Source organism: Vulcanisaeta moutnovskia 768-28 (assembly GCF_000190315.1).
In the GTDB taxonomy this organism is placed as follows: Archaea; Thermoproteota; Thermoprotei; order Thermoproteales; family Thermocladiaceae; genus Vulcanisaeta; species Vulcanisaeta moutnovskia.
In genome coordinates this window covers 1,786,250-1,809,655 of record NC_015151.1, presented here as the reverse complement: position 1 = coordinate 1,809,655, position 23,406 = coordinate 1,786,250, and the positions used below count along the sequence as shown (strand labels likewise).

The following is a 23,406-nucleotide window of genomic DNA, read 5'->3' as shown; positions in this document are numbered from 1 at the left end:
CAAGTGAAGGGTTGGGTTATAGGTGCTATAGTGGTTGTAATAGTAATAATAGGAGTGGTTGCCTATCTAATGCTTGGTGGGCATGGCATAGGCATAATACTTAGCGGAACTACTAACCCAATAAGCCAGGTATACGTCTATTTATCTGATAAACCCGTTAAGGTTGATCACCTATATGTAACAATAAATGAAATTGCCTTTCATAAGGAGGGTGGTGGCAACGATACTTGGGTAACCTGTAGCCTAACGCAAACAACCTTTGATCTGGTGCAGCTAGTTAATACTAGTCAACTCGTTGTTCAGTGTTCGTTGACTAATGGTACGTACAACATAATACGATTATACGTTACTAGCGTCCAAGCATATGTTAACGGGCAGGTCTATAACTGCACGTTACCGAGTGGTAAGTTCGAAATACCCCTTGAACCAAGTCCTATAGTCGTTAATGGTACTAACTATGATGTTAGTATCGATTTTGGCGCGGTGAATAATGTTGCCATCACTGGTAATGGTAAGTGTGTAGTAATACCGGTAATTCACGCATCAACTGAGAAGCATTCGTAAAATCTCTCCACAACCATCAAAATCATTCAAAATCATTATCGCATTTTACTAAAGGTTGCAATAAGGTTGCCGTTTAGTTGCCTGTGCGCCTTTACGATATGGTTAAAGACTGTTGCAGAGCAAACTCTCTTGATGTATAGGAAGAGACCAAGGACTAGGGTTGAGATATACTCGGATATAATACTGTCCCTCGATAAGATGGGTAATTGCGATAGGTTAAGTAGGCTTGCCTTGATGGTTGGTGTGCCCTACGATAGGTTAATACGTTACTTAAATGAACTGAAGAACCTAGGTCTGATTAGGTGGGAGCCATACTCAGGGGTTTACCTTACTAAGAAGGGTTTGGAGGCACTAATCAATGCCCAAGGTAATAGGGATAACTTAGTCCTTATTCTTACTGAGCTTGTCCAGGGTGTTAAGACCACTATGTAAAATCAAAACATTAGTAACACCAGCCCTCCTTCTTTCAATAATTCCCTTAGCCTCAAGTCTCTTCACAAGTCTTGACACTTGATACTTACTTAGCCCTAACTCACGCCCTAATTCCGCCTGGGTCATCATACCACCCCTCTTACGTATTTGATTGCAAGGCCTTTCTTTCTAAACTTGATAGTGCAATACTGCTTATGGCATCGATACTATTGTCGTGGTTATCAATATTCACCATTAAATTACCTTGATACCTCACATTATCCCTATATTTACTGTTTAATACTAGTGAGGAGTAAATAAGTATTGAGGCTATGGATGATAATATAGCCGTTAATATAATGCTCATTATTATATCATACGCCAATACAGGGCTTGTGAATGGTTGTATCGACCCGATTACCTTTAATGCACCATCAGGGCCAACAGCCACTATAGGTACTTTAAGGCTTAGGAACAAGCTATCGTATAACTTAATTATTAGATATATTGATAATCCCATAAGCGCCATACCAATCCACAGTTTATAATTCCTCATGGTTGTCCACTCAGTCATATCAATATCACTATTAATAATTTCATGAAGGTACTTAAATTTTCTCCTCTTAATAGATAACCTCCTCCCCGCCCTTTAAGAGATGGAGTTTCTACCTTGGGGTCTTGGGTGTTAGTCCCTGATGGGGCTTAATGGTTTCACACCGTTAATCGTTACATGATGACCCAATATTCTACGCCTTAGTCTCACTTCGACGTACTTAAAGCCTCACCTTTTAGGGTTGGGGTGAATCGTCTTTAAATATTATCATGCATATCTTTCTTTTTCTCTTAATTCCTTTGGTTTTTCGTTATTTCCCACGTATATTGCAGTGCTGGCACTAGCTTTGATGAAAACCTTAATGGGTTTAATTAGAATTGCACCAATGAGCATTGCAAGGAAGATCGATTAGATGGTAAGGATTATTTTACCCTACATTATTAGTCTCTCAGTGAATGTATTCATAGTATCCACAATGAGTGATTCAGGAAAGACAGTGATAGTTAGTGCATTATTAAGGATTCTCAGCACCAGGGGTTTTCACGTATCACCATTTAAAGCCCAGAACATGTCGCTCAATAGCTACCCATCTATTGAAGGCGGTGAAATAGCGCTGGCTCAGGCCATGCAGGCCTATGTAGCTGGTGTAAAACCCAGTATTTACCATAACCCAGTCCTAATAAAACCCATGTCGAGTACCAAGGCAGAGTATATAATACTTGGTAAATCAAGGGCTCAATTGCTCTTTAATGAGTACCTCAATAATGGTGCGATTCGACGTCTCGCAATTAACGCTGTTAAGGCGAGTATACGTAAGTTGACCGAGGATTTTGACTTAGTGATTGGTGAGGGTGCTGGATCAGCCTATGAACCTAACCTGGTTAGTAGGGATATAGCCAATTTCAGACCTGCCGAGTGGCTTAGGGCCAACGTATTTGTTGTCCTAGACATTGATAGGGGTGGTTCATTCATTCAAGGCCTTGGCTTAATGAGTTCATTACCACCAAGGTGGAGGAAACTGGTTAAGGGCTTTATCATTAATAAGTTCAGGGGGGATGAGAAATTACTGGGTACAGCTATAAAGTGGCTTGAGAAGAAGACGGGTAAGCCTGTCCTTGGGGTTTTGCCTTATGTTGATGATTTATGGTTATGGCCTGAGGACTCCATGGATCTAAGACCGATTGGTAACGGGCCACTGGATATTGCGTTGATTGCCTATCCATACGTTTCAAATTTCAATGATATTTACTCATTAATTCTTGAGGATGACGTCACTGTCAGGATTGTTAGAAGCCCTAGGGAATTAGGTGAGCCTCACCTCATTATATTACCTGGCTCTAAGAATGTGGTTGCGAGCCTTGAGTGGATGAGGAGGGTTGGCTTGGATAAGGCATTAATGAAGTTCAAGGGTTCAGCCGTTATTTTAGGTATATGTGGTGGTTTTCAGGCCATGGGCAAGGTACTGAGTGATCCATATGGGCTTGAGGCTGGTATTCCTGGTAATTATGATGGGCTTGGTCTCATTAATGTTAATACAATCTATGGCGCTGATAAGATAGTATCATTGTCAAGAGCAGTTGGTTTGAGGGGTGAGATAGAGGGTGTCGAGATCAGTGGTTATGAAATACATAGAGGTGTTCCTCAATATGTAGGTGATGATCCATTAATAGTAATAAGGGAGAGGAACGGGAGAGATGTAGAGCAAAAAGATGGGGTATTTAGGGAGGAGGATTTAATGATTGGAATAACGCTGCATGATTCGTTAGGTGATCCGATCTTTAGGAACTTTGTGCTTAATATGGCCAGGGAGGTTGCTGGATTACCTAAACGTAATTCACTTGAATTATCGAGTATTGAATTATTGTTGAGACAAATTGACAAATTTTCCTCGATAATTAAGAATACATTAGATATAGATTCTATGATTAATGATGGGTAATACGTTGATATTTATGCGGTAATTATTGTTATTTTTTAGGGCATGTTTAAAAGCGATTTAGTTCTGGGGATTGCTATATGGAGAAGTGGCCTGAAAGGAAGGAGCCTTACTTCCACCCTGCCGTTCTGGAATTTGAGAAGTTTGTTAATGATCAGGGAAAGTACTTGGAATTCCTTAGGGAGTGGCTCGTGCACTCATGGAGGTGGGCTAGAGAGGATAAGTATAAACTCGTCTTCAAGGTTCAGGCCGAAATAATTGATGCCCTAAGGGACTTCCTCAATTCGAGAGGTTTTACTGAGGTCCTGGCACCAATAATTGGCCCAGTAACTGACCCAGGGATTAGAGGCGCTAAGCAGGCCACCGTGGACTTCTACGGCATGGAGTACAAGGTAATGTCGAGCGCCATACTCTATAAGCAATACATGGCTGCTTCGCTCGGTAAAATCTACTTCCTAAGCCCAAACATTAGGTTTGAACCCAATGACAGTGTATTCACCGGTAGGCACCTAGTCGAGTTTTACCAATTGGACCTCGAGGTTTATGGCGCCACTTACGACCAAGTGATTGACCTTGCCGAGGACATGATAATATACGTTATTAAGAGAGTTAAGGATAACTACGGTAAAGAACTCGAGATAAGACTCAATAGGCAACTTCCAGACTTCAAAAAGCCATTTAAGAGGTATACGCATAAGGAGGCTGTGGAACTTGTTAATGAGCTGGGCTGTAAGAACCCACCAAATACTGAGATAAGGTGGGAATGCGAGAAATTCCTTTCGGCTTATCATGAAAATCCGCTCTTTATTATTGACTATCCAAAGGGAGCTAGGGGTTTTTATGACAGAGAAGATCCACAGAGACCCGGCATACTCAGGGACTTCGACATGCTTTATCCAGAGGGCTTCGGCGAGGCAATTAGTGGTGCTGAGCGTGAATATGAACCCATAAAGGTCATTGCCAGGATGAGGGAGGGTGGCGAGGACCCAAATAAATATAGGTGGTATCTAGAAATGCTTAGGGAGTCATACCCATTAAAGACCGCTGGATTTGGTATAGGCATAGAGAGACTTACTAGGTACGTGTGTGGCTTGAGAGCTGTTTGGGAAGCTAGGCCGTATCCTAAGGTTGCTGCAATTGGCCCAGCACCATAATTGCCGAGTTAATCTCACTATTCTAAATATACACAATGTTCTCGCATGAATGAGGCGGCGTAATGCTTTATAAACTAAGTAATTCCTGTGGATTAATGCAGGAACTAACCTTCACAACATCTGTGGTTGGTAGCTTCCCAAGGCCTAGGTGGCTAATCGAGGCCTTTGATAGGTATAATAAAGGTGAAGTCAGTAAGGAGGAACTTGATGAATACTTGGATGATGCTGTTAAGTTGACCGTTAAGGAGGAGGAGTTGGCAGGACTCGATGTATTAACCGATGGAGAGCAGAGAAGGACTAGCTTCGTGGCGTTTGTTGGTCAGAAAATACCTGGATTTAGGTTGATTTACGTGACTGATATTAATCCAAGGGCAATAGAAATAATGAAGCAATACAAGGCACAACTAACCTACTGGAGGGCAGTTGCTGTTGAACAAATAAGGGATTCAGTAATAGCTCTTGACGAATTCAAATTCACTAGGTCCGTCACTGATAGGAGAATCAAGATCACATTACCAAGTCCATACCTAATCATGTGGGAGACCTGGGATGCCAAATACTCAAGGCAGGTATACCCACAACCTGAGGATTTAGCCCAGGACTACATTAAGGTGCTTAGGCAAGAGATCATTAGGCTTAGGGATGCTGGTGTGGACTTCATACAACTTGATGAACCAATGCTTGGCGACTTAACGGAAGCAAAGGAGAATGAACCTGATAGGTATAGGAAAGTTATTGAGGCAATACATGGGCAGAAGTACAGGGGTTTCAAGAACGAGCTTTACCTAGCCAGGGACTTAGTGAATGAGACTGTCAAGGGAATTGATGGCGTAAGGATTGGGATGCATATGGATAGGTGGCCAAACCCGGACTCGCCATTCTATGGTATAGGCTTTGAGAGATTAGCACCCGAGGTTTATGATATAAAGGTTAGGCAGTACGTGCTTGAGTATGCAAGTCCAGGTAGTGGTGACCCAGCAGTATTTGCTAAGGATTTACCCAGTGATAAGGAGCTTGGGCTTGGCGTTATTGATGTTAGGAATCCACAGGTTGAGGATCCACAAATCGTCGTTCAAAGGGCTGAGAGGGTTGTGAAAGTTCTTGACCCAAGGAGGATATGGCTGAACCCTGACTGTGGGTTTGCGCCTGGTATGTATAGGAAGTTTGAGAGGAGGATAGCCTTCTCCAAGATACGCTCAATGACCGAGGCAGCAAGAATATTAAGGAAGAAATATGGCGAGAAGTAAGGATCACTTCTATGAATGATGAGTACGGACCGGCTCGATAAAAATGAAGAGTGCTATCCTTGCTGATCAAAACAAACCCTAGGCATGAGTCAGTTAGGATACCCATCGTCACTAATCAGTTCCCAATTCATCATCATTCCGCCCTAATACCACAAGGTCTCTAAGTGGTTTTTACGCTTTAATGCCATTATTGATTAGATGATTATCTCATCTCACTGAGTTTAATGGTGACGTATTCCTTAGAAATATATTAGTGAAAGGTTATTATAGTTATTAGGCGTTGATTCACTGTGACTGGAGCCTTAATAGATATTTTAAACATGACTGGCCAGTTAATAGCAATACTTAACCCAATAGGCGCCATACCAACATTATCCATATACATAATAAACATGGAACAAGAGCAATTAAGGAGGGTTTACCAACTAGTTGGTATCAGCGTACCTTTACTAATGGTGATATTCGCAGTCGGCGGCAGGTACATACTACAGGCCTTCGGCGTTAACCTGGACGCCTTCAGGATTGCCGGCGGCGTATTGCTCATGGGCATTGCCATGGAAACCCTAATGGCCGGCGGTCCCAGAGCTGTTGGTGCCGTTAAGGAGCCCGAGGAATTCGTGCTAGTGCCAATAGTGACACCACTACTCGTTGGTCCAGGTACAATAACCGAGTTAATACTATTCTCGGCACTATACCCAATATACGAGGTCATAATAGCTGCATTAATAAGCTCAGTAGTCACATATGCAGTAATTAGGTTCTCACAACCACTACTCAAGAGACTGGGCAGCAATACGCTTAAGGTACTTGGCAGGTTCATGAGCCTGATAATCGCCGCGCTTGCCATAGGAATGATACTGACCGGTATTACAAATTACATAGAATCATTGCATATTAGTTAAGTTAAGTAATGAAATAAATAAAAACTTCCTGCCTAGCCAATACGTGAATACGACCAGATACCGTCCTCTTATAAATGCTTTTGAACCTAAATGCATTTTTATCCTTAATGAGTGAGCCCGTGCCGATACATGCTGAGGGTATATTCACAATGGGGATCGACGGCGGCGTATGGGAGAACCTCATTTTTGAGTACTTGGATGAGAATCATTACTACAGGGGCTTACTGAGGAATAGGGAGGGATTACTTAATGAGTTGAGGACTGTCATGAGGAATATGCAGGGCTTCCTGGATGAGGAGACTATTAAGATTAATGGTGAGGCTGTTAGGGCTAGGGTTATTGATGTTAGTCTCGGCTTTAGGGGCTCCTTCGATAGGCCCTACCTAGAGTTTTACATATACTTCAAGGGTAATCTGAGGCGTGGCGTTAATAGGTATGAGAATTATTATGAGGAGGAGGTTGCCGAGTATGATTATGAGATTGTCTGGCTCTTCCCGCCGGGTTTTAGGATTATTGAGTATGAATTTGCCGGGGAAGGCTCGGTAATGGGTGGTGGAAACATCCTGAGATTAATCGTGAGAAAAGGCCTTAAAGTTGGTAATTATGAAAGTATTATATTTGAGGTACCTTAAAATTTATAATAAACACTTTCAGGGTTGCTATTGAATGCGTTCCTTATAATTTCCGGTATCATTGTTTGGTTGATACCTACGTCGCTGAATTTCGTAAATCATCGGCACAATGATCACTATTAGGGATAAACACCGCTATCATGATTACACCCTCCTAAAGTTCGATAAGCCCATACCCATTACTTATCCCGGATTTTCAAAGCCTTTTCTGCAAAAAAGCCTAGTGTGAGTGAAATGCTGCATAATTAAGGTAACCTATTTCAAGAAGGTGCCGTGCTAATTCAAGCTCCTTAACTGCCTCTTCACGCATTTCCTTTAACCCTTAACTCTAGAGTAGTTTATATCCTTAAAACGATTTATATCATCATAATCGTGCAATTTTTCATAACGTTAAGTACTTACTCAATTCATCATTGTTTATTATACTTCTTAGTTGTTCGCGATCCTTTATTGGCCTTGCCGCAATTATTTTGTTCAGTATTTCCCTGCTCATGTGAGGGATATACTTAAGGAGTCTCTTTGGCGCCTCATTAACGTTAACTGGGTATGGCACGCCAATCACAGATCTAAAGCCGTGCTCAGACACGACAATGTCAATCCACCTCCCAAGCTCTATCTTGGTGGGTATGTAAATTAGCAGTGGGTATGAACCTACCTGCCTTGCGTACGTCCCATCCCCATAGTGAGTCTCTGTGAATACTCTCCTTAGTATTGTGCCCTTTGGCACAATCCTCCTGAGCATCTCATGGTCGAAGTTCCTCCTAACCCAGTACTTGAAGGCTAGGAAGTACTTCCTGTGAACCCTCAGTAATTGCCTAATCTCATCGGCTTGATTCCACAGCGGTGTCGGTGGTAGCACAAGGACCTGCCTAATGTTAACTCTCCTAACCCAAACATCATCATTAAGCAATCTCCTTAAGAATTCAATGTTTAACCTAAAGGTCTCCTTAGTCTCGCCGGGCAAACCAATGACAAAGTTAATGCCAGGCAGTAGCTCAGGCATTCCATTCCACCCCCTAACCCTACCCAACTCACTAATCGTCCTAACTGCGAAGTAGGCTTCGTCAGGCATCACCTTTAGGTTGTTCAATTTGACAACCCTTGGATCAGCGGTCTCGATACCCATCGCAGCCACGTCACCGGGCGTGTGGTACTTCATCAATACCTTCGTAACTTCAATACTCTCCCTGGGCCAGTGATAAACGGTGCCTGGATTAACATTGTCAATGTGTAGAGTCTCCAATTCGGGCGCCACGTTCCTAATACCAACGAGTAACTCCTCAATAGCCCCTGGGTTAGGCCTTGGGAATTCCAGCTTACCTGTGTCGTGGGCCATGTAAGTGTAGAAGTCGGCCTGCCTACCAAGTCTGAAGTGCCTAACCCCAAGACCATACAATGCCTCAACCTCTGCAATAATGGCCTTCACCTCCCTATACCTAACCGGGCCATACCTAACCGTGGCGCAGAAGGAACAACCACCTGAGATGTACCTTGGGCAGGACTTGTAGGTTTCAAGCTCAATGATTAAGTTCTTACCGTAATTGGGATGCTGTGTAATTATACGTGAGCCCAACACTGCAAATTGGTTGATTAATTCATAATCAATGTGCATTAGGGCTGGCGAGACCTTCGATAATTGGTAATTATTTCTTAGTAATTCATAGATTACTAAGTCTACGTCACCCGTAACCACCAAGTCATAATACCCCTGGAACTTACTCCTTGGAATTGCTATTGTACCACCTGCCGAACCATAACCAAACCTAGCCACAGGGCCGCCGAGAATCCTTATGGGTCTGGTAATTACACCTGTGATCTTCTCAATTTCCTCAAGCCTTATTGGTTCACCACCAAGATACTTACCTGGCGTTACGATGCCCGCTATGACAATGAGTACATGGGCTTCATTGGCAATCTTAACGAAATTAACCCAATCATTTCTAACCTGGTCAATAGTGAAGTACTTAACATCAATAGACTTATCAACACTCCACACAGCACCAGCAATATAACGTGGATAAACATCTAGGTATGGTGGTACACCAAGTCCAGCTGGTTCATCAGTATACCCATCGAGTATTACCACTCGGTCCATGTCCCTATTGATTTTAATTTAAGGAACCTTTATATTTTTCATTGTATTATCAATAACTTCAACATACTCCAGGTCATTAAATATACCTGCCTGTTCATCAATGACCTGCCTCATGTACTCATCAAATGCTTGGCTCATGTAATTATAAACCTTCTCAACTTTTTCCTTAAATTTCTCATTACTAATTGGGTACACCCTAAGGCCAACCCTACCAAGGGCACTACGTACAATCATCCAGTGAGCAATAACCTCTTTATTATATAACTTAGAGATATCATTCCAACTAAGAAACCTATTATATAGCCAGTAAATCTCTCTCGTGAAATTCTTGGTGATTACGGCAAAGAACCTCTCCTCTCTACTCCTTATGGCTTCCCTACATGTATTAACGTCACTTAAGTACCTACGTAATTCATCATACAACTCCTCGCGGTTACTGTATATGGATATGTTGGTTATCGCCATTGTGAATTCCCTATCTTTAAGGAGGGCATTACAATCCTCATTAACATAAAGCCAAAGTGCTGTAGCCACGCTATCGAGAACACCCCTGAAAAATCTCTCCTCAAGTTCCCTTAAGTCACCCTCGAACACACTGCTTGAGTACTCGCCATCGAGCATTGCCTTAAGTCTCTTGAAGTCGACTATCCCTGCAAATACTAACTCGCCATTAATGAAAATACTCGGTACCGATCTAACTCCTCTCTCCATTGCAGTGTACGGATCCCTAGAGGTATCTATTATCTTAACAATATCTAGGTAATTCCACTGCTTCAGTAATCTAATTAATGTATGGCATGTTGAGCAGGTTGGGTGTATGAAGATCTCTATGTTTGTTTTGTTCACGGCATCGCGGTTAATAGCAACTTATTTTTAAGGGAATCGCGATTGCCATTAAATCCTTCACCCTGTGGCATTAATACCCAGTGAGTTGAGTAGTGTTGTTGCATTATTACTTAGGTAAACCCCATCCTGAATACTAGTCACCTGTAATGTTTGCGTAAGGTTTAATGGTGCTGAATAACCACTAACACTTAGTGTTGTGAATACACTCAGCTTTATTAGAAGTGGTACTCCATCCTGCGTCATGCATATCTCACTTGTAACATTTACAGGGACTGAACCAAGTCCCGCCTGGACGGCACTGGGCATTACACTTCCCAGTGTTGTGACATTCCTTGAAGCATAACAATATGCACTATACCCAAGTATTTTCTGGGTACCAATTAATGTGAATGATGATGAATTAACTATGGGGAGTGCTAGGTATACTAAATTGAATGTCTGATTTGCAGGAAAACAACCAGCGTACATGGGTTCGGCTACACACTGCACCATCGTTCCATTACTTAATTGCGTAGTTACTATGTAAAGGCTCATTTGAGGAGAGCTCGTGGTCGTAACAACTATGTACCTATCCATAGGTCCTCTCTGGCTATATAAGAAGAGGTATTCTTCAGTACTTACCTGCCCAGCTATATTTGAATAAACATAATAATTATAATTAGCTGTGTATGTATTATTATTGGTATAAGCAAATAATTCGTTAAAGCTAGGACCTGTTGGTTTATAAATTATATGCGGGACAAAGACTAAAATCAGGACTACTATTACCACTACCACTATCGCTGTTATTAATACGTACCTTAAATTCATAATACATTACCGAGGATTTCACGCCAACCTATTAATAAATGTTTACCTACACGGCATTAAAACTTACACTGTACCCAGTAGTATGTACATAAGCAAAAACTATTATAACGTTAAACCATTAATGATTTAGTGGCCGACATATTTTATGACATTTATTATAAACGATTAATGGAATTGAATGAGAACCACAGTCTAAGAAGAATTAATACAATGCATGGTGTATTAAGTAAAATTATTGATGCCAGCGATATTAGGGATTTATGGAAATCACTCCCCACCTTCTCTAGGCATGATAATAATAAGGCAGTGGCTATTGATGGAGGCGTTAGGGAACTTGAACTTAGGGATGGAAGTGCCATAATAATCGCTAGGGCTATTGCAGTTAATAATATTGGTGAGCAACCAATTAAGGATGTGATTGTTGATTGGATACCCGTATTTACACCCGTTATTAAGTGGGTATTATTGTCGTATATAGAGAGCGAGGTTGCACTGAGGACCATTGAGAGAGGTAAATATGACTTCCTGCTGTTAGATGGTAGTTTATATGCTAAGATTACAGCGTTAATCCACGAGTTAATATTAACGAAGGGTTTCTTAGATCTTTATTACATTCCTGAGGTTATAAGGGCATTGGAAAGCCTATATAATGTTCTTGAGAGAGCTAGGGAGTTAGGAGTTAATGTAATCTTTGTGGCTAAGGATTCTAAGTTAAAGATATTTAAGGACTACATACTATTTAAGGCACTTAAGGAGTTAATACTCAGTGACGTGCCCTTTGTTAATGTCAGTAAGGAACTCCTTGATATACTCAATAGGGGTATTGATTGGTATAGTATTGTTTGGATCAGGAATTATAGAAATAAGCTAATCTCATTGGCAAAGAATTACAATGGAACACACAGAGACTTAATTAGAATTGGCATTAGAATGGCACTGAGTCAATCAATATCTGATATTATGCTTCTAGAGGAGTTAGTTAGAATGCGGGGCATTAGGGCAGGTATGACCAGGAAACTACTAATAGGCGCAATGGACGCGTATCTAAACCATAAATCATTAACACAAATAGATAACCTATTAAAATTCATTAAGGATAGAATTGAAGACAGTGCTGGATTAAGAACCGTTGATGACTATGATAATCTAAATATTGATGAAGAACTAAATAAAGTTAGGAAGGTATTAATTAATTTTCCAAGAATAATCATGCTATACATAAAATTTAATGAAAGTGATACTCCAATATCAGTGGAAATACCTTACTATGACTGGCCAATGTTTAATCAAGGAGTTCCCTGGAAACTATTCTATGATAAAATTGATATTAGTAATCACCTAGGACTACTTATGAGCATGTACAAGGACCCCATTCATTATAATAAATTACTCTGGCTTGCCCATGAATATGCCAATTTTGGTGAGGATCAATTTCTCGAGTATGCAATGACTGCGGTGAGTAAGTTAAGAATACAGACCAAGAGAAGATTCGGTATGGCCTTCAACATCAACCTAAATCCCCAACCTGAGGATTTCCAAGAATGACCCAGTTAGAAGTGCACTATATACCTGACTATTCCCCGATAACCAGCAAGTCTCACAATGTCTACTTCTACGTAACTTACATACTTAAAGGCGATTATTTTTAGGAAATTCTTAATACCATTAACATGAATGTATGCCGAGAATATAACGTTACCCTTACTCTCCATTGAGGTACCATCAACCTCATTATTAAGTAAGTCGGGTAGTTCAAGTTCGTTGTATTGCCATGGCTCTGAATCAAGCCTTATGGCGTATAATTTTTCAATTGTTTTTCTTCCAAGCTTTAATTCATTTATTTTATTTATGATAACCTTTTCCTCAACATTAAGGGGTAAGGATAAGTATGTTAATTCTTCATTAACAAAGAATTTATGTGGAGGCACTTTAAACGAATTAATCTCTATGTCATCAATAATCTCCTTAACTTTCACAGACTGTCTTAAGTATTCAGGAATTGAAGATGACATTACCCTCAAAATGATGGCTAAATAAGCAAGTTAAAAAAGCTATCTTATTACGATCCCTCTACAAACAATGGTCTAATTAATGTAACCTCCACCTCATCACCCTCATCAAACCCCTCCCTATTCTCAGGAACAATGAGAATACCATTACCCCTGACCAACGTACTCAGTACCCCACTACCTGTTAATGCAAGTGGATCCACATACACCTTACCATCTCTTCCCAAGTAAACCCTAACCCTCACAAATGACCTAGTATTAACTGGCGTTGATACCCTCCTGGTTAGAATGCCCCTGACAATGGGCCTTGGATCATCAGTAGCCCCCATCATATGAAGTAGTATAGGCCTTACAAGCACATCAAAACCTGTTGCGGCTGCAACAGGAAAACCACTAAGCATAAAGATAGGTTTTCCATTAACCACTGCTATGCTGTTTGGCTTTCCAGGCCTAATTGAAAGCCCGTGATTAATATACTCAGGTTTTAGTCTCATTACGGCTTTTATTGTATAATCAACCTTACCCACCGAAACACCGCCCGTTGTAATTACTGCATCATAATCCCTGAGAGCATTATCTATGGTTTCGGCTATCCTCTCCTCATAATCACCAACAATGCCTAGGTAAACTGGTTCGCAACCAAGAGACTTGAGCAAACCCTCAATTACAAACCTTGAACTATTAACTACCCGGCCAGGTGGCGGTCCCTTACTTAACACATCAGTTACTTCCACAAGCTCATTACCCGTACTTATTATTGCAACTCTTGGTGAGAATACCTTAACCCTATAAATACCCATTGACGCTAATACACCTAAATCCCAAGGCAATATTTTCATGCCTTTCCTATACATTACCTCATTGGCCTTAACGTCCTCACCCCTCCTTGATACATTACCCATGGGTGGTACAGGTCTTAAAACCTCAACATAATCCCCTGCCCTGCGTGTATCTTCATACATAACCACTGCATCAGCATTAATAGGTAATGGAGCGCCAGTGCTTATTTCCACGGCCTCACCTGGATTTAATGAGTATTTGCTTGGATCATCACCAACCGACATAAACCCTATCACCCTCAGCGTTATTGGATTTGTTGATGATGCCCCAAAGGTATCTACGCTCCTTACTGCATAACCATCAACTGCCGACCTATTGAATCCAGGTACATCAAATTTAGCCACTGCATCCTCAGCCAAGTACTTATTAAGTGCTTCAGTTATTGTAGAATCAACGACTCTAGGCACGTGCTTAATATATTTAATAGCCTCATTGAGTACTTGATCCACGATCTTTGTCTCCTTAAAGCCCATGCTAATTAAACCCAATGCATAGGCGCCATTTAACTTTAATCAGACTATTAAAATGACTTAAAAATAAGGTAATTACAATAAGTACGTGAGCTCTAACTACCTAAAAACACCACCTAGGATTAAGGTTCTTGAGGCCCTTGGAGCCCTTGCTGATGGTAGGGTTGAGGAAGTTAATGAGAAGGAGGCATTGGTTAGGTCGTCAGATGGTACGAGAACATATAAGGTCTATGTGGATATTTCTAGGAGGGAGGTCGACAGTACGGACAATGGTACTATATATAGGGGTTATGTTGGTTATCCAATAATATCATTTTTAATGACTAAGAGGTTACTACCGATTAATGAGAAATTGATGCAGTCCCTAAGGGGCATTCCCTGGAAAAAACTGAATGAGGAATATAAGAACTATGCAAAGGTTATGGAGGTAATAATTAAGGATAGAGAATTGAATGAAACCGAGGTAAATAAATACATTGATCAAGTACTATCGGTATTAAGGCGTATGAACCTAAAACGAGTACAGAAGTATCATGAAGTTGCTGAAGAGTAATTTTTAGAACCAAAACTTGCATTAAGTAATTCATGATTTATCCTAATTAATTAGAGAATTACGGCCTAAGCATCACTCCTGTACGAATGACTTAAATGGGCATTTATTATTAAATTCACATACGGCGCATTTACCAAGTGATGGTGAGGCCTTGGGTTCTCTACGCATCAGCCAATAATCCAATGCCCATTTAAGGTGAACCTCTATTGATCTATCAAACTCATTAATGTAGACTATGAAATCCCTAAACCTAACCTTAGCAGGAAATTCCACAGAATTCATTAAATACTTAACTGCCATAGAGAGAATATTCCTACGTAACTTCTCGGTGATGTTAATATCACGCTTAGTCTTTATCACAATAACCAATGGATCCTTACCTAATCCCATTTTATTTATTAGATATGCATATAATTGTGCCTGTACATACTCGTTATCGAATAATCTATCCAACCACTTATTACTTGTCTTTAATTCAATAACAGCCTTGGCTATTCCACCCATAAATACCACAGCGTCGGGTATACCCAATACAGTAATACCACTTATATTTGCTATTAACGGTAATGTGGCTATTACAATCTCACTGCTCTTAACAACATTGAGAAACTCCTCTGTACTCACTCTCCTTCCCTTAAATACCTCATCGTGGATTATTATTCCCATTTCCATGGATGGTGTTTGCACCCTACCTTCAACGACTGATAAATGCAATTTGTATTCACAATATAGCTGTTGGGCTATTTCAGAAACAGTTACGTAATCCCTACTGAATCTAATCATTGAATTACCTACCAAGACAATGTTTGATTAATACCTAGTCATTAATAAGGATAATGAATTAATTTTAATTTCATTAATCCTTAACGGCTATAGCAGATATCTCTATCAAGGCGCCACCAGGTAAGTTACTCACCTCAACAGTAATGCGCGCAGGTGGATTCTCCTTAAAGTACCTTGAATAAACCTCATTAAATTCCGAGAACCTGCTCAGATCCTTAAGTGCCACGAATACCCAAGCCACGTCAACCAAGGAATAACCTGCAGCCTCAAGGATAGCCTTAATATTCTCGAGAACCCTCTCAGTCTGTTCCTTAACGCTACCCTTAACCAACTGCCCAGTTGATGGGTCAATGGGTATCTGCCCACTAATGAATAGAGTATTACCAACACGCACAGCCTGTGAATATGGGCCTATTGGTTTAGGTGCCTTATCGGTAAATATTGTTGTTCTTGGCATGGCAATTCACAATAATTCACTTTTCTTTAAAGCATTATGGTTTCTCAACCCTAAAGCTAAATCCAAGTTCCTTAAGTTTATTCATAACCTTATCAAGGGCATTCTCCTCGGGCGGTAATTCCACTATAAACGACACCATGGCATAGCCCGGCGTTATTGTTGGGTCATACCTCTCATGAAATATATCGAGAATATTAACGCCTAAATCACCTAACACAGATGTTACCTTACCAAGCATGCCAGGTCTATCTGGTAATAAGCCGCTTATCTTCACAATCCTTCCCTCTAGGGCCAGGGCCTTACTTATTACTCTAAATAACATATTCATATCTATATTACCACCACTAACCACAGCTACCACATTACCACTAACCTTAACCTTACCGCTCATCAACGCAGCAACGGCAACCGCACCTGCACCTTCAGCAATTACCTTAACGCTCTCCGCTATTGTTAATATGGCCTTGGCAATTTCAAGATCGTTAACCAACACTATATCATCAAGCAACTCACTCATTAGTTTAAACGTTAAATCACCAATCTTCTTAACGGCTATACCATCCGCTATCGTGTCTACCCTCTCTATCGTAATTATCCTACCACTCTTTAAGCTTAAATATGCTCCTGGAGCGCCATCTGATTGAACACCAATAACCTTAGTTCTGGGGCTTACTGTCTTTATTACAGAGGCTATCCCTGATATTAGCCCACCACCACCGACGGGTACTATTACATAATCGACATCCTTAAGATCCTCGAGTATCTCAAAGCCTATTGTGCCTTGCCCAGCTATCACGTCAGGATCGTTGTATGCATGGACGTAATACGCACCCAAATCCCTAGCCAATTTAGTTGCGTATTCCTCAGCCTCGCTGTAGGATTCACCGTGAAGGACAACGTCGGCTCCGTACCTCTTCGCCCTTGATATCTTTATCCATGGCGTGTACTGGGGCATTACCACCGTGGCCTTTATACCCATTAGGCTTGCTGAGTAGGCTACGCCCTGCGCGTGATTACCTGCTGAGGCTGTAACGACGTGGTTTATACTCATTCTCTTGACCGCATTACTAATCGCAAAGTAAGCACCCCTAACCTTGAATGAGCCAGTTTTTTGGAGAGACTCGAGCTTCAACCATACATTGGTACCAGCAATATTACTGATAGTCTCGGACCTTATTAAGGGTGTCCTATGTATTAAACCCCTTGATTGAGCATCCTTAATCAGCTTTAGTGCATCTAATGATCGTTCATAGATCTCGCGTGGTGTAGTCATAACATGTTGATACGTATTGCATAGTATTAAGTCTTACTCAGGAACCATCCTAACCTAATAATTTAAAATATGCGATATGCCAGAGTTGGCGTCATGGTTAAGATAAGTAATGAAGTACTAAGGAGAATTGTATTTACGAATTTAGGCGTTAAGGATGACGATGTAATCGTCGGCCCTAAGGTAGGTGAGGATGCCGCAATTATCAGGATTAGCGACAAATACTTGGCAATGCATACGGACCCAATAACCGGCGCTATTGAGAGGATTGGTTGGTTTGCAATAAATATAGTAGCTAATGATATAGCCGTTAGAGGTATTAGGCCGAGGTGGTTTTTATTAACATTGCTATTGCCCACAGACACTAATGAGGATGGTATTAGGAAGATAATGACGGACGTAAATACCGCACTCATGGAATTAGGAGGTTCGCTTGTTGGTGGTCATACAGAGTATGCTCCAGGTCTTGATAGAGTTATTGCATCAACCACAGCCATTGGCGTTGGGGATCGCTACATAACCACGTCTGACGCCCAGGTAGGTGATTTAATCCTTGTAACGAAGTACGTAGCTATGGAAGGCACGGCAATACTGGCTAGCGACTTTACTAATGAGCTAATTAGGAGGGGTGTACCTAAGGATGTTCTTGATAGGGCCAAGGACCTTATTTGGAATCTTAGTGTTGTTAAGGAAGCACTCGAGCTAGCCGATGTTGCTAATGCAATGCACGATCCAACCGAGGGTGGGTTATTACAGGGTCTTCTTGAGATTGCCGAGGCTAGTGGTGTTAGGTTAAGGATAAATGTTGATGGGATACCCATACTTCCAGAAACGCGGTATTTATTTAATACGTTGGGTCTCGACCCACTTAAGTCACTAAGTTCAGGCATGCTAGTGGCTACAATACCCAGGAGTGTGGTTAATGCCGTGGACTATAAGTTACGGAGACTTGGTATTAATTACTCAATCATTGGTGAGGTTGTTAAGGGCGAGCCAGGTGTTGATTTGGTTAAGGATGGTGAAGTACTTGGTAATGTTAGCGGCTTTATTGAGGATGAGGTTATGAAGCTCTGGCACGAGAAGTACTAGCGTACATGTTAGGTTTTGTATTTAAATGGGATGAATTAATTGGGATGTGATGGAGGTAGTGGCACCACCGAATTGGGATGTTGCTATAACTAGGGCTAAGTCTTCGAATATACCTGCCGTTTTTGAAATACTTAAGAGACATCCGTATCTTCTTGATTTAGCTAAGGAATTGAGAAAGGCTAGGGAGGAGGTCATTAAAAACCTTGATTACTACATAGACCTCACTAAGAAGTCCGTAGAACGAATAGGAGGTAGGTTCTATCTTGCTGAGACTGCTAATGAAGCTAAGGATATTGTCGGCAAGATTGTCGGCAATGGCAAAGTCATAGTCATGAGTAAGAACAATGTAGCCTCGGAGACCGGATTAAGACCGTACCTCGAAAATCTAGGTAACGAGGTCTGGGAGACGGATCTTGGCGAATTCTTGATACAAATTGCTAATGAGGAACCGAGTCACATACTAGCACCTGCGCTTCACATGACCAAGGAGAGGATAGCCCAGGTGATGAAGGAAAAGCTCGGTATTGATGTACCGCCAGACCCAGTGGCTATTGCGCAGCGAGCCAGGGAATTCCTAAGGGATAAATTCCTTAAGGCCAATGTGGGAATTACGGGCGCCAATGCCATAGCTGCCGATACAGGTGCGGTGTTATTGGTTGAGAATGAGGGAAACATTAGGATGACCAGTGTGGTACCCACCGTACATATTGTTTACGATGGTGTTGAAAAGATAGTACCAACATTATACCACGCTATGATTGAAACACTAATACAGGCGGCCTACGCTGGGCTTTACCCACCTACGTACGTCAACTTAACGGCTGGACCAAGTAGTACAGCTGACGTTGAGATGTATAGGGTATCACCAGCCCAAGGCCCTAAGGAGTTCCACATGGTGCTTATTGATAATGGTAGAAGAAAAGCCGCCAAGGATCCCATTCTATGGGAAATATTACTATGTATCAGGTGTGGTAGGTGCAGTATGCATTGCCCAACATATTGGGCTGTTGGTCCAAGGTTTGGTAAACCACCATATACAGGTCCTATGGGTATACCATGGACGGCCGTAACCAGAGGAATAATGGAGGCAGGGCCGGCCGCCATGTTATGTACACACTCTGGAAATTGTAAGGAGGTCTGCCCTATGGGTATTGATTTACCTAAGTTAATACTCCATGTTAAGGAGGAGTATCTAAAGCAATTGAAAATTAAGTAAGTAAAACGAAAAAGCGCTGTTGAAGGTTAAATCTACATCAATAATGCTATTATTATTAGGATCACCAATATTGCGATTGCCAACGTAACGAGCAGCATCTCTAAATACGTTCTTAAATAACCCCTTTGTATTGACCTAATATACCTAGACAACGCATTAAATGCGTCTGGTATCAGGAAGTTGAATAATATATCGAAACCCTTATAGATGTAAAACGCGGCCAATGTCAAAGCGAGCCCAAAACCTGCCAAAACGACGTCCATGAAGGTCTGTATGTAATACCTCCTTTCGAATATCCTAGTTATTAATCCCAAATTACCAACCCTAGGCTTTATTAGGGCTATTATGAAGATTATCCATAACACAATACCCACAGCGATGACTATAGGATCAACACCTGCACTTATGAATATAGCTGGCTGTAACACGAAGGGTATCGCTAATGAGGCGAGCGCTGCCGTTCCTGTAATTATGTAGGCCGCAACCATAAGTGGGTACTTGCCATGCTCCTCATGTGTGTGCGGTCTCTCACCTTTTATGAAATTAAGTGAAACAAATCTTGATAAGAACGCCACATAGGCTAGGCTAGCCAACAACATGAGAATGTACGCGCCATAACCGACAACAGAAACGGTTTCTGTGGCGACCTCGTCCATCGCGGCATGAATCCAATAGCCAGCTAATGGAGGTACACCACCGAGGGATATGGCTGCGGCCAATGCTGCGTAGAATGCAGCCTTCATTCTCTTACCGAACTCCCAATCACCCATGTTAAACCTGGTGTGGGTTACATGTATTAAGTGACCACTGACTAGGAATAATGTGGCTTTAGCAAGTGCGTGAATTATTAAGTATGAGAATGCCACAAGCACGGCCAGCGGTACTACGTACATACCCACCGTGAGCGTCTGGGGTATAAATGGCGTTAACGCTGTTACACCCATCATAAAACCTAGGGAGGACATAGTCGATCCTGCCAAGATAACCTTCCTCTCATCAATCATCGTGGCAAACAACGCCCCCAACAATGCCGTTAATAGCCCTATATACACGGTTGTTAAATAAACAATCTCAACACCTGCACTCGTTAATGCGCCAGCCATGTACAACGACTCCGTCAGCCTCATGAATATGTAGACACCGGCCGCAACCATAGTCGCTGAGTGTAGTAATGCTGAGACCGAGGTAGGGCCCGTCATTGCCGTGAGTAACCAATCATTAAACGGAACCTGGGCACTCTTTGTGTATGGACCAAGCATGAATGCCAGTAATAAGGCAACGGTACCACCAACACCAAGTACTGAAATCACATGAGGCCAGTTTATGGCTGAAACACCATTTACAGGGGTCAATATTAGGGAACCACCTAATATGCCTATTGCGGCTATTGCACCTAACATTGGCATATCACCAAACCTTATCGTGGCTATAGCCCTATACGCTGCATAGGATGGCGTGGTCCAGGCCGGTTTATTCAAAATTAGTCTCTCACCAAACCTCCCTACGTATGATAATTCATCATCATCCTTATACCAATGCCCTATGAGAGCCCAGGAACTAAAGCCAAGACCCTCCCATCCAATGAACATGAACAATAAGTCATTAGCATATACCATGAGTAACATGGACGCTGCAAAGAGGTTATAGAAGAACCAGAACCAACCAAGTCTGTAATCATCGGCTAAATAATCAAGGCTATATACTCCTATTATGAAGGCCAACCAAGCAGTTAATAATCCCATGTTCCTGCTGAGAAAGTTAACAATAAACGATACATATATAGTGAAACTACCACTGGGAGTGGGTATGATCATCCAAGGCATGTTATAGGCTATGTTCATCCATGGAAATGCAATTTCTATGTAAGTGGCTATGATTGCGGACACTCCGAGACCAATAACCGCTAGATAAGCTAATGGCTTAGCTTTCCTCGGATCTTGGTTAAATAGCCAATAAATAGTTATGGGTGCAGCAAGTACTATAGGTGATAACAACATTAATCCCATTAATTCACCAAGTAAGGTTTCGAACATGCTCATCACCTCATTATCATACTAATACTCATTAGTACTGAATGCACGAGGTATGTGGATGCTGGTGGGAATAAAAGTATTATCGCGGCTAGACCAAGTACGTATAATGGTATTACGAGTTTAGGATCAACGCTTACCTTATGGTAATTACCCCTAGATTGCCCATAAAACACCTGCTTAAGAGCCCAGAAGCCGTAGTACCCCGTTAACACAAATATGATAGCTAATCCACTGGCTAAACCTATGAATACCCATAATGGATATGAAGGCAGTATAACATTTATTAATCCAAGAAATAGGTAAAACTCGGCAAGCATTGATAATGTTAGTATTCCTGAAAGCGCCATCCAACCGAGTACAGCAGCTGCACCAACCGATGGCATATACGTCTGAAGACCACCCATTTTTTTCATGTCAAATTCCTCATAGTAAACAATTATTGATGCAGCGGTCATGAAGAGTATTGTTTTGCCGAATAAGTGTGATATATAATGCATTGTTAGTCCAAGTATTCCATAAGGACCTAGTGCAAGTCCTATTAATAAGTACGTGGAGTTAGCCGCTGTTGAATATGCAAGCAACCACTTATAGTGGTAACTATGCCTAATCACACCAAGACTTATTATGATCCCACCAACTATTGCATAAACGAGTATTGGTAATCTAAACATGTTTATGAAATATGGAGAGACTAGGTATATCCTAGCTAGTACATAAGCCATTAATCCAACAAGCCCTGATATTAACGCCGCTACTGGAGTTGGATGAGATCCATGAACCCAAGGTATCCATACATGTGGACCAAAGCTTGGTAATTTTATTAATAATCCTATGAACATTAATGCCCACGCTATAACTGATATGCTCTTTATTGTATAGAGATCCATTGTCCCATTCTCTAGACCAACCATAACGGCGCCTATTAGGAATAATGTACTTGCTAACATTCCATATACGAAATAAAGAAGTGCAATCCAGCGTCTTGTCATACCCTGCGTATCATAACCATAGTAATAAATTAGTATGACAGGTGTTATTAATGAAACCTCTAGGGCTATATACATTAACAATAAGTTATATGAATATATCATTAATTCCATACTTGCCGCGCATAAGGTAAAGAGTAGGTAATATACATCGAATTGCTCAGTTAGTTCTAATACATGGAATCTATGCTTCATGTATGGATAAGAAGCTATTTCCAGCGCTATTCCAACAAGCGCTATTGCCAAACCAAATGCATTACTTAAGCCATCACTTATCAAATAGACCATACCTATTGGTCTTGGCAGGGCGCCAAGTGGAATTAAGTAAGCCTTACCAAGTACTAGTAAGTATGATGAGTATATAAATAATGGTATAAAGGATATAGAGGTTATAATCATTGCAACCCTACTGAACCTCTTACCTATTATTCCAGCTATTACTGAAGCCACGAAAGGTAAGGCTAAAGATGCTAATAGTACTGGATCACTTTGCATGAGCATTACTCATCACCTGTCATTGCCTTCTTGATTAATGATACATTTCTGCATT

23 protein-coding genes are annotated in these 23,406 nt (G+C 41.3%); 11 read left to right on the top strand and 12 right to left on the bottom strand.

Annotation, left to right across the window (positions count from 1 at the left end; translation table 11 throughout):
- The first annotated feature begins 3 nt into the window (after positions 1-3).
- Together VMUT_RS09460 and VMUT_RS09455 are read left to right on the top strand one after the other, a co-directional pair.
- Positions 4-564, top strand: coding sequence for a DUF4382 domain-containing protein (locus VMUT_RS09460; protein WP_013605198.1), 561 nt, complete (start codon positions 4-6; stop codon positions 562-564).
- A 132-nt stretch (positions 565-696) separates the two neighbouring features.
- A complete protein-coding gene (locus VMUT_RS09455; RefSeq protein WP_013605197.1) occupies positions 697-996 on the top strand; it encodes a winged helix-turn-helix domain-containing protein in 300 nt (99 codons plus the stop codon).
- Here VMUT_RS09455 and VMUT_RS12550 read toward each other — a convergent pair.
- Both VMUT_RS12550 and VMUT_RS09450 read right to left on the bottom strand, forming a co-directional pair.
- On the bottom strand, positions 946-1,125 hold the full coding sequence (locus VMUT_RS12550; RefSeq protein ID WP_083805495.1) for a helix-turn-helix transcriptional regulator: 180 nt from the start codon (positions 1,123-1,125) through the stop codon (positions 946-948). The genes VMUT_RS09455 and VMUT_RS12550 overlap by 51 nt on opposite strands.
- 10 nt (positions 1,126-1,135) lie before the next feature.
- Positions 1,136-1,531 carry a hypothetical protein gene (locus tag VMUT_RS09450; protein ID WP_158304809.1) on the bottom strand — a complete coding sequence of 132 codons (396 nt, stop codon included), beginning with the start codon at positions 1,529-1,531 and terminating at the stop codon, positions 1,136-1,138.
- Positions 1,532-1,979: 448 nt separating this feature from the next.
- On the opposite strand from VMUT_RS09450, the gene VMUT_RS09445 reads away from it, so the two are divergent.
- From VMUT_RS09445 to VMUT_RS09425, 5 genes are all read left to right on the top strand, one after another.
- Positions 1,980-3,467 carry a cobyric acid synthase gene (locus VMUT_RS09445; RefSeq protein WP_048057003.1) on the top strand — a complete coding sequence of 496 codons (1,488 nt, stop codon included), beginning with the start codon at positions 1,980-1,982 and terminating at the stop codon, positions 3,465-3,467.
- Positions 3,468-3,544: 77 nt separating this feature from the next.
- Positions 3,545-4,618: an asparagine synthetase A gene (locus VMUT_RS09440; protein WP_013605194.1), complete on the top strand. Its 1,074-nt coding sequence runs from the start codon at positions 3,545-3,547 to the stop codon at positions 4,616-4,618.
- A 62-nt stretch (positions 4,619-4,680) separates the two neighbouring features.
- On the top strand, positions 4,681-5,865 hold the full coding sequence (locus tag VMUT_RS09435) for a cobalamin-independent methionine synthase II family protein (RefSeq protein WP_013605193.1): 1,185 nt from the start codon (positions 4,681-4,683) through the stop codon (positions 5,863-5,865).
- A 290-nt stretch (positions 5,866-6,155) separates the two neighbouring features.
- Entirely contained in the window at positions 6,156-6,767 is a 612-nt protein-coding gene (locus tag VMUT_RS09430) for a MarC family protein (protein WP_148224731.1), read from the top strand.
- Positions 6,768-6,874: 107 nt separating this feature from the next.
- Positions 6,875-7,399, top strand: a complete 525-nt coding sequence (locus VMUT_RS09425) for a hypothetical protein (RefSeq protein WP_048057001.1) — start codon at positions 6,875-6,877, stop codon at positions 7,397-7,399.
- Between the two features lie 382 nt (positions 7,400-7,781).
- Here the strand turns inward: VMUT_RS09425 and VMUT_RS09420 are convergent, their stop codons facing one another.
- Genes VMUT_RS09420 through VMUT_RS09410 form a run of 3 tightly spaced genes read right to left on the bottom strand, consistent with a single transcriptional unit; the run spans position 7,782 to position 11,150 of the window.
- A complete protein-coding gene (locus tag VMUT_RS09420; RefSeq protein WP_048057000.1) occupies positions 7,782-9,494 on the bottom strand; it encodes a radical SAM protein in 1,713 nt (570 codons plus the stop codon).
- 18 nt (positions 9,495-9,512) lie between these two features.
- Positions 9,513-10,340 (bottom strand): thioredoxin family protein, encoded by an 828-nt coding sequence (locus tag VMUT_RS09415; RefSeq protein ID WP_013605189.1) that lies wholly within the window; start codon positions 10,338-10,340, stop codon positions 9,513-9,515.
- A 57-nt stretch (positions 10,341-10,397) separates the two neighbouring features.
- The gene (locus VMUT_RS09410) at positions 10,398-11,150 is read right to left on the bottom strand and encodes a hypothetical protein (RefSeq protein ID WP_013605188.1); all 753 of its coding nucleotides are present in this window, start codon (positions 11,148-11,150) and stop codon (positions 10,398-10,400) included.
- Positions 11,151-11,279: 129 nt separating this feature from the next.
- Between VMUT_RS09410 and VMUT_RS09405 the strand changes: the two genes are divergently transcribed.
- Positions 11,280-12,695: a DNA double-strand break repair nuclease NurA gene (locus VMUT_RS09405; protein WP_013605187.1), complete on the top strand. Its 1,416-nt coding sequence runs from the start codon at positions 11,280-11,282 to the stop codon at positions 12,693-12,695.
- 5 nt (positions 12,696-12,700) lie between these two features.
- On the opposite strand, the gene VMUT_RS09400 is transcribed toward VMUT_RS09405, so the two are convergent.
- Both VMUT_RS09400 and VMUT_RS09395 read right to left on the bottom strand, forming a co-directional pair.
- Positions 12,701-13,162 (bottom strand): hypothetical protein, encoded by a 462-nt coding sequence (locus VMUT_RS09400; protein WP_048056999.1) that lies wholly within the window; start codon positions 13,160-13,162, stop codon positions 12,701-12,703.
- A gap of 47 nt (positions 13,163-13,209) precedes the next feature.
- A complete protein-coding gene (locus VMUT_RS09395) occupies positions 13,210-14,472 on the bottom strand; it encodes a molybdopterin molybdotransferase MoeA (protein WP_013605185.1) in 1,263 nt (420 codons plus the stop codon).
- 85 nt (positions 14,473-14,557) lie between these two features.
- Between VMUT_RS09395 and VMUT_RS09390 the strand changes: the two genes are divergently transcribed.
- Positions 14,558-15,022 (top strand): UCP014422 family protein, encoded by a 465-nt coding sequence (locus VMUT_RS09390; protein ID WP_013605184.1) that lies wholly within the window; start codon positions 14,558-14,560, stop codon positions 15,020-15,022.
- A gap of 72 nt (positions 15,023-15,094) precedes the next feature.
- Here the strand turns inward: VMUT_RS09390 and VMUT_RS09385 are convergent, their stop codons facing one another.
- Genes VMUT_RS09385 through ilvA form a run of 3 tightly spaced genes read right to left on the bottom strand, consistent with a single transcriptional unit; the run spans position 15,095 to position 17,535 of the window.
- On the bottom strand, positions 15,095-15,820 hold the full coding sequence (locus tag VMUT_RS09385) for a PD-(D/E)XK nuclease family protein (protein WP_013605183.1): 726 nt from the start codon (positions 15,818-15,820) through the stop codon (positions 15,095-15,097).
- Positions 15,821-15,878: 58 nt separating this feature from the next.
- Positions 15,879-16,262 (bottom strand): RidA family protein, encoded by a 384-nt coding sequence (locus VMUT_RS09380; protein WP_013605182.1) that lies wholly within the window; start codon positions 16,260-16,262, stop codon positions 15,879-15,881.
- A gap of 34 nt (positions 16,263-16,296) precedes the next feature.
- Positions 16,297-17,535, bottom strand: a complete 1,239-nt coding sequence (ilvA, locus tag VMUT_RS09375; protein ID WP_013605181.1) for a threonine ammonia-lyase — start codon at positions 17,533-17,535, stop codon at positions 16,297-16,299.
- Positions 17,536-17,604: 69 nt separating this feature from the next.
- Here ilvA and VMUT_RS09370 point away from each other — a divergent pair, with 69 nt between their 5' ends.
- Both VMUT_RS09370 and VMUT_RS09365 read left to right on the top strand, forming a co-directional pair.
- Positions 17,605-18,621, top strand: a complete 1,017-nt coding sequence (locus VMUT_RS09370) for an AIR synthase family protein (protein ID WP_237699638.1) — start codon at positions 17,605-17,607, stop codon at positions 18,619-18,621.
- Between the two features lie 49 nt (positions 18,622-18,670).
- Positions 18,671-19,837 (top strand): LUD domain-containing protein, encoded by a 1,167-nt coding sequence (locus VMUT_RS09365; RefSeq protein ID WP_013605179.1) that lies wholly within the window; start codon positions 18,671-18,673, stop codon positions 19,835-19,837.
- Between the two features lie 32 nt (positions 19,838-19,869).
- On the opposite strand, the gene VMUT_RS09360 is transcribed toward VMUT_RS09365, so the two are convergent.
- Positions 19,870-21,876, bottom strand: coding sequence for an NADH-quinone oxidoreductase subunit 5 family protein (locus tag VMUT_RS09360; protein ID WP_148224729.1), 2,007 nt, complete (start codon positions 21,874-21,876; stop codon positions 19,870-19,872).
- Positions 21,876-23,357: a complex I subunit 5 family protein gene (locus tag VMUT_RS09355; RefSeq protein ID WP_013605177.1), complete on the bottom strand. Its 1,482-nt coding sequence runs from the start codon at positions 23,355-23,357 to the stop codon at positions 21,876-21,878. The genes VMUT_RS09360 and VMUT_RS09355 overlap by 1 nt, the downstream gene beginning before the upstream one ends.
- Positions 23,358-23,406: the final 49 nt, after the last annotated feature.

Bases quoted from the DNA above. Each gene is read 5' to 3' on its own strand.
- VMUT_RS09395 (WP_013605185.1), bottom strand. From the start codon at position 14,472: ATGGGCTTTAAGGAGACAAAGATCGTGGATCAAGTACTCAATGAGGCT.
- ilvA (WP_013605181.1), bottom strand. From the start codon at position 17,535: ATGACTACACCACGCGAGATCTATGAACGATCATTAGATGCACTAAAG.
- VMUT_RS09365 (WP_013605179.1), top strand. From the start codon at position 18,671: ATGGAGGTAGTGGCACCACCGAATTGGGATGTTGCTATAACTAGGGCT.
- VMUT_RS09360 (WP_148224729.1), bottom strand. From the start codon at position 21,876: ATGAGCATGTTCGAAACCTTACTTGGTGAATTAATGGGATTAATGTTG.
- VMUT_RS09355 (WP_013605177.1), bottom strand. From the start codon at position 23,357: ATGCTCATGCAAAGTGATCCAGTACTATTAGCATCTTTAGCCTTACCT.
- VMUT_RS09400 (WP_048056999.1), bottom strand. From the start codon at position 13,162: ATGTCATCTTCAATTCCTGAATACTTAAGACAGTCTGTGAAAGTTAAG.
- VMUT_RS12550 (WP_083805495.1), bottom strand. From the start codon at position 1,125: ATGATGACCCAGGCGGAATTAGGGCGTGAGTTAGGGCTAAGTAAGTAT.
- VMUT_RS09455 (WP_013605197.1), top strand. From the start codon at position 697: ATGTATAGGAAGAGACCAAGGACTAGGGTTGAGATATACTCGGATATA.
- VMUT_RS09435 (WP_013605193.1), top strand. From the start codon at position 4,681: ATGCTTTATAAACTAAGTAATTCCTGTGGATTAATGCAGGAACTAACC.
- VMUT_RS09370 (WP_237699638.1), top strand. From the start codon at position 17,605: ATGCGATATGCCAGAGTTGGCGTCATGGTTAAGATAAGTAATGAAGTA.
- VMUT_RS09440 (WP_013605194.1), top strand. From the start codon at position 3,545: ATGGAGAAGTGGCCTGAAAGGAAGGAGCCTTACTTCCACCCTGCCGTT.
- VMUT_RS09380 (WP_013605182.1), bottom strand. From the start codon at position 16,262: ATGCCAAGAACAACAATATTTACCGATAAGGCACCTAAACCAATAGGC.
- VMUT_RS09425 (WP_048057001.1), top strand. From the start codon at position 6,875: ATGAGTGAGCCCGTGCCGATACATGCTGAGGGTATATTCACAATGGGG.
- VMUT_RS09410 (WP_013605188.1), bottom strand. From the start codon at position 11,150: ATGAATTTAAGGTACGTATTAATAACAGCGATAGTGGTAGTGGTAATA.
- VMUT_RS09420 (WP_048057000.1), bottom strand. From the start codon at position 9,494: ATGGACCGAGTGGTAATACTCGATGGGTATACTGATGAACCAGCTGGA.
- VMUT_RS09450 (WP_158304809.1), bottom strand. From the start codon at position 1,531: ATGAGGAATTATAAACTGTGGATTGGTATGGCGCTTATGGGATTATCA.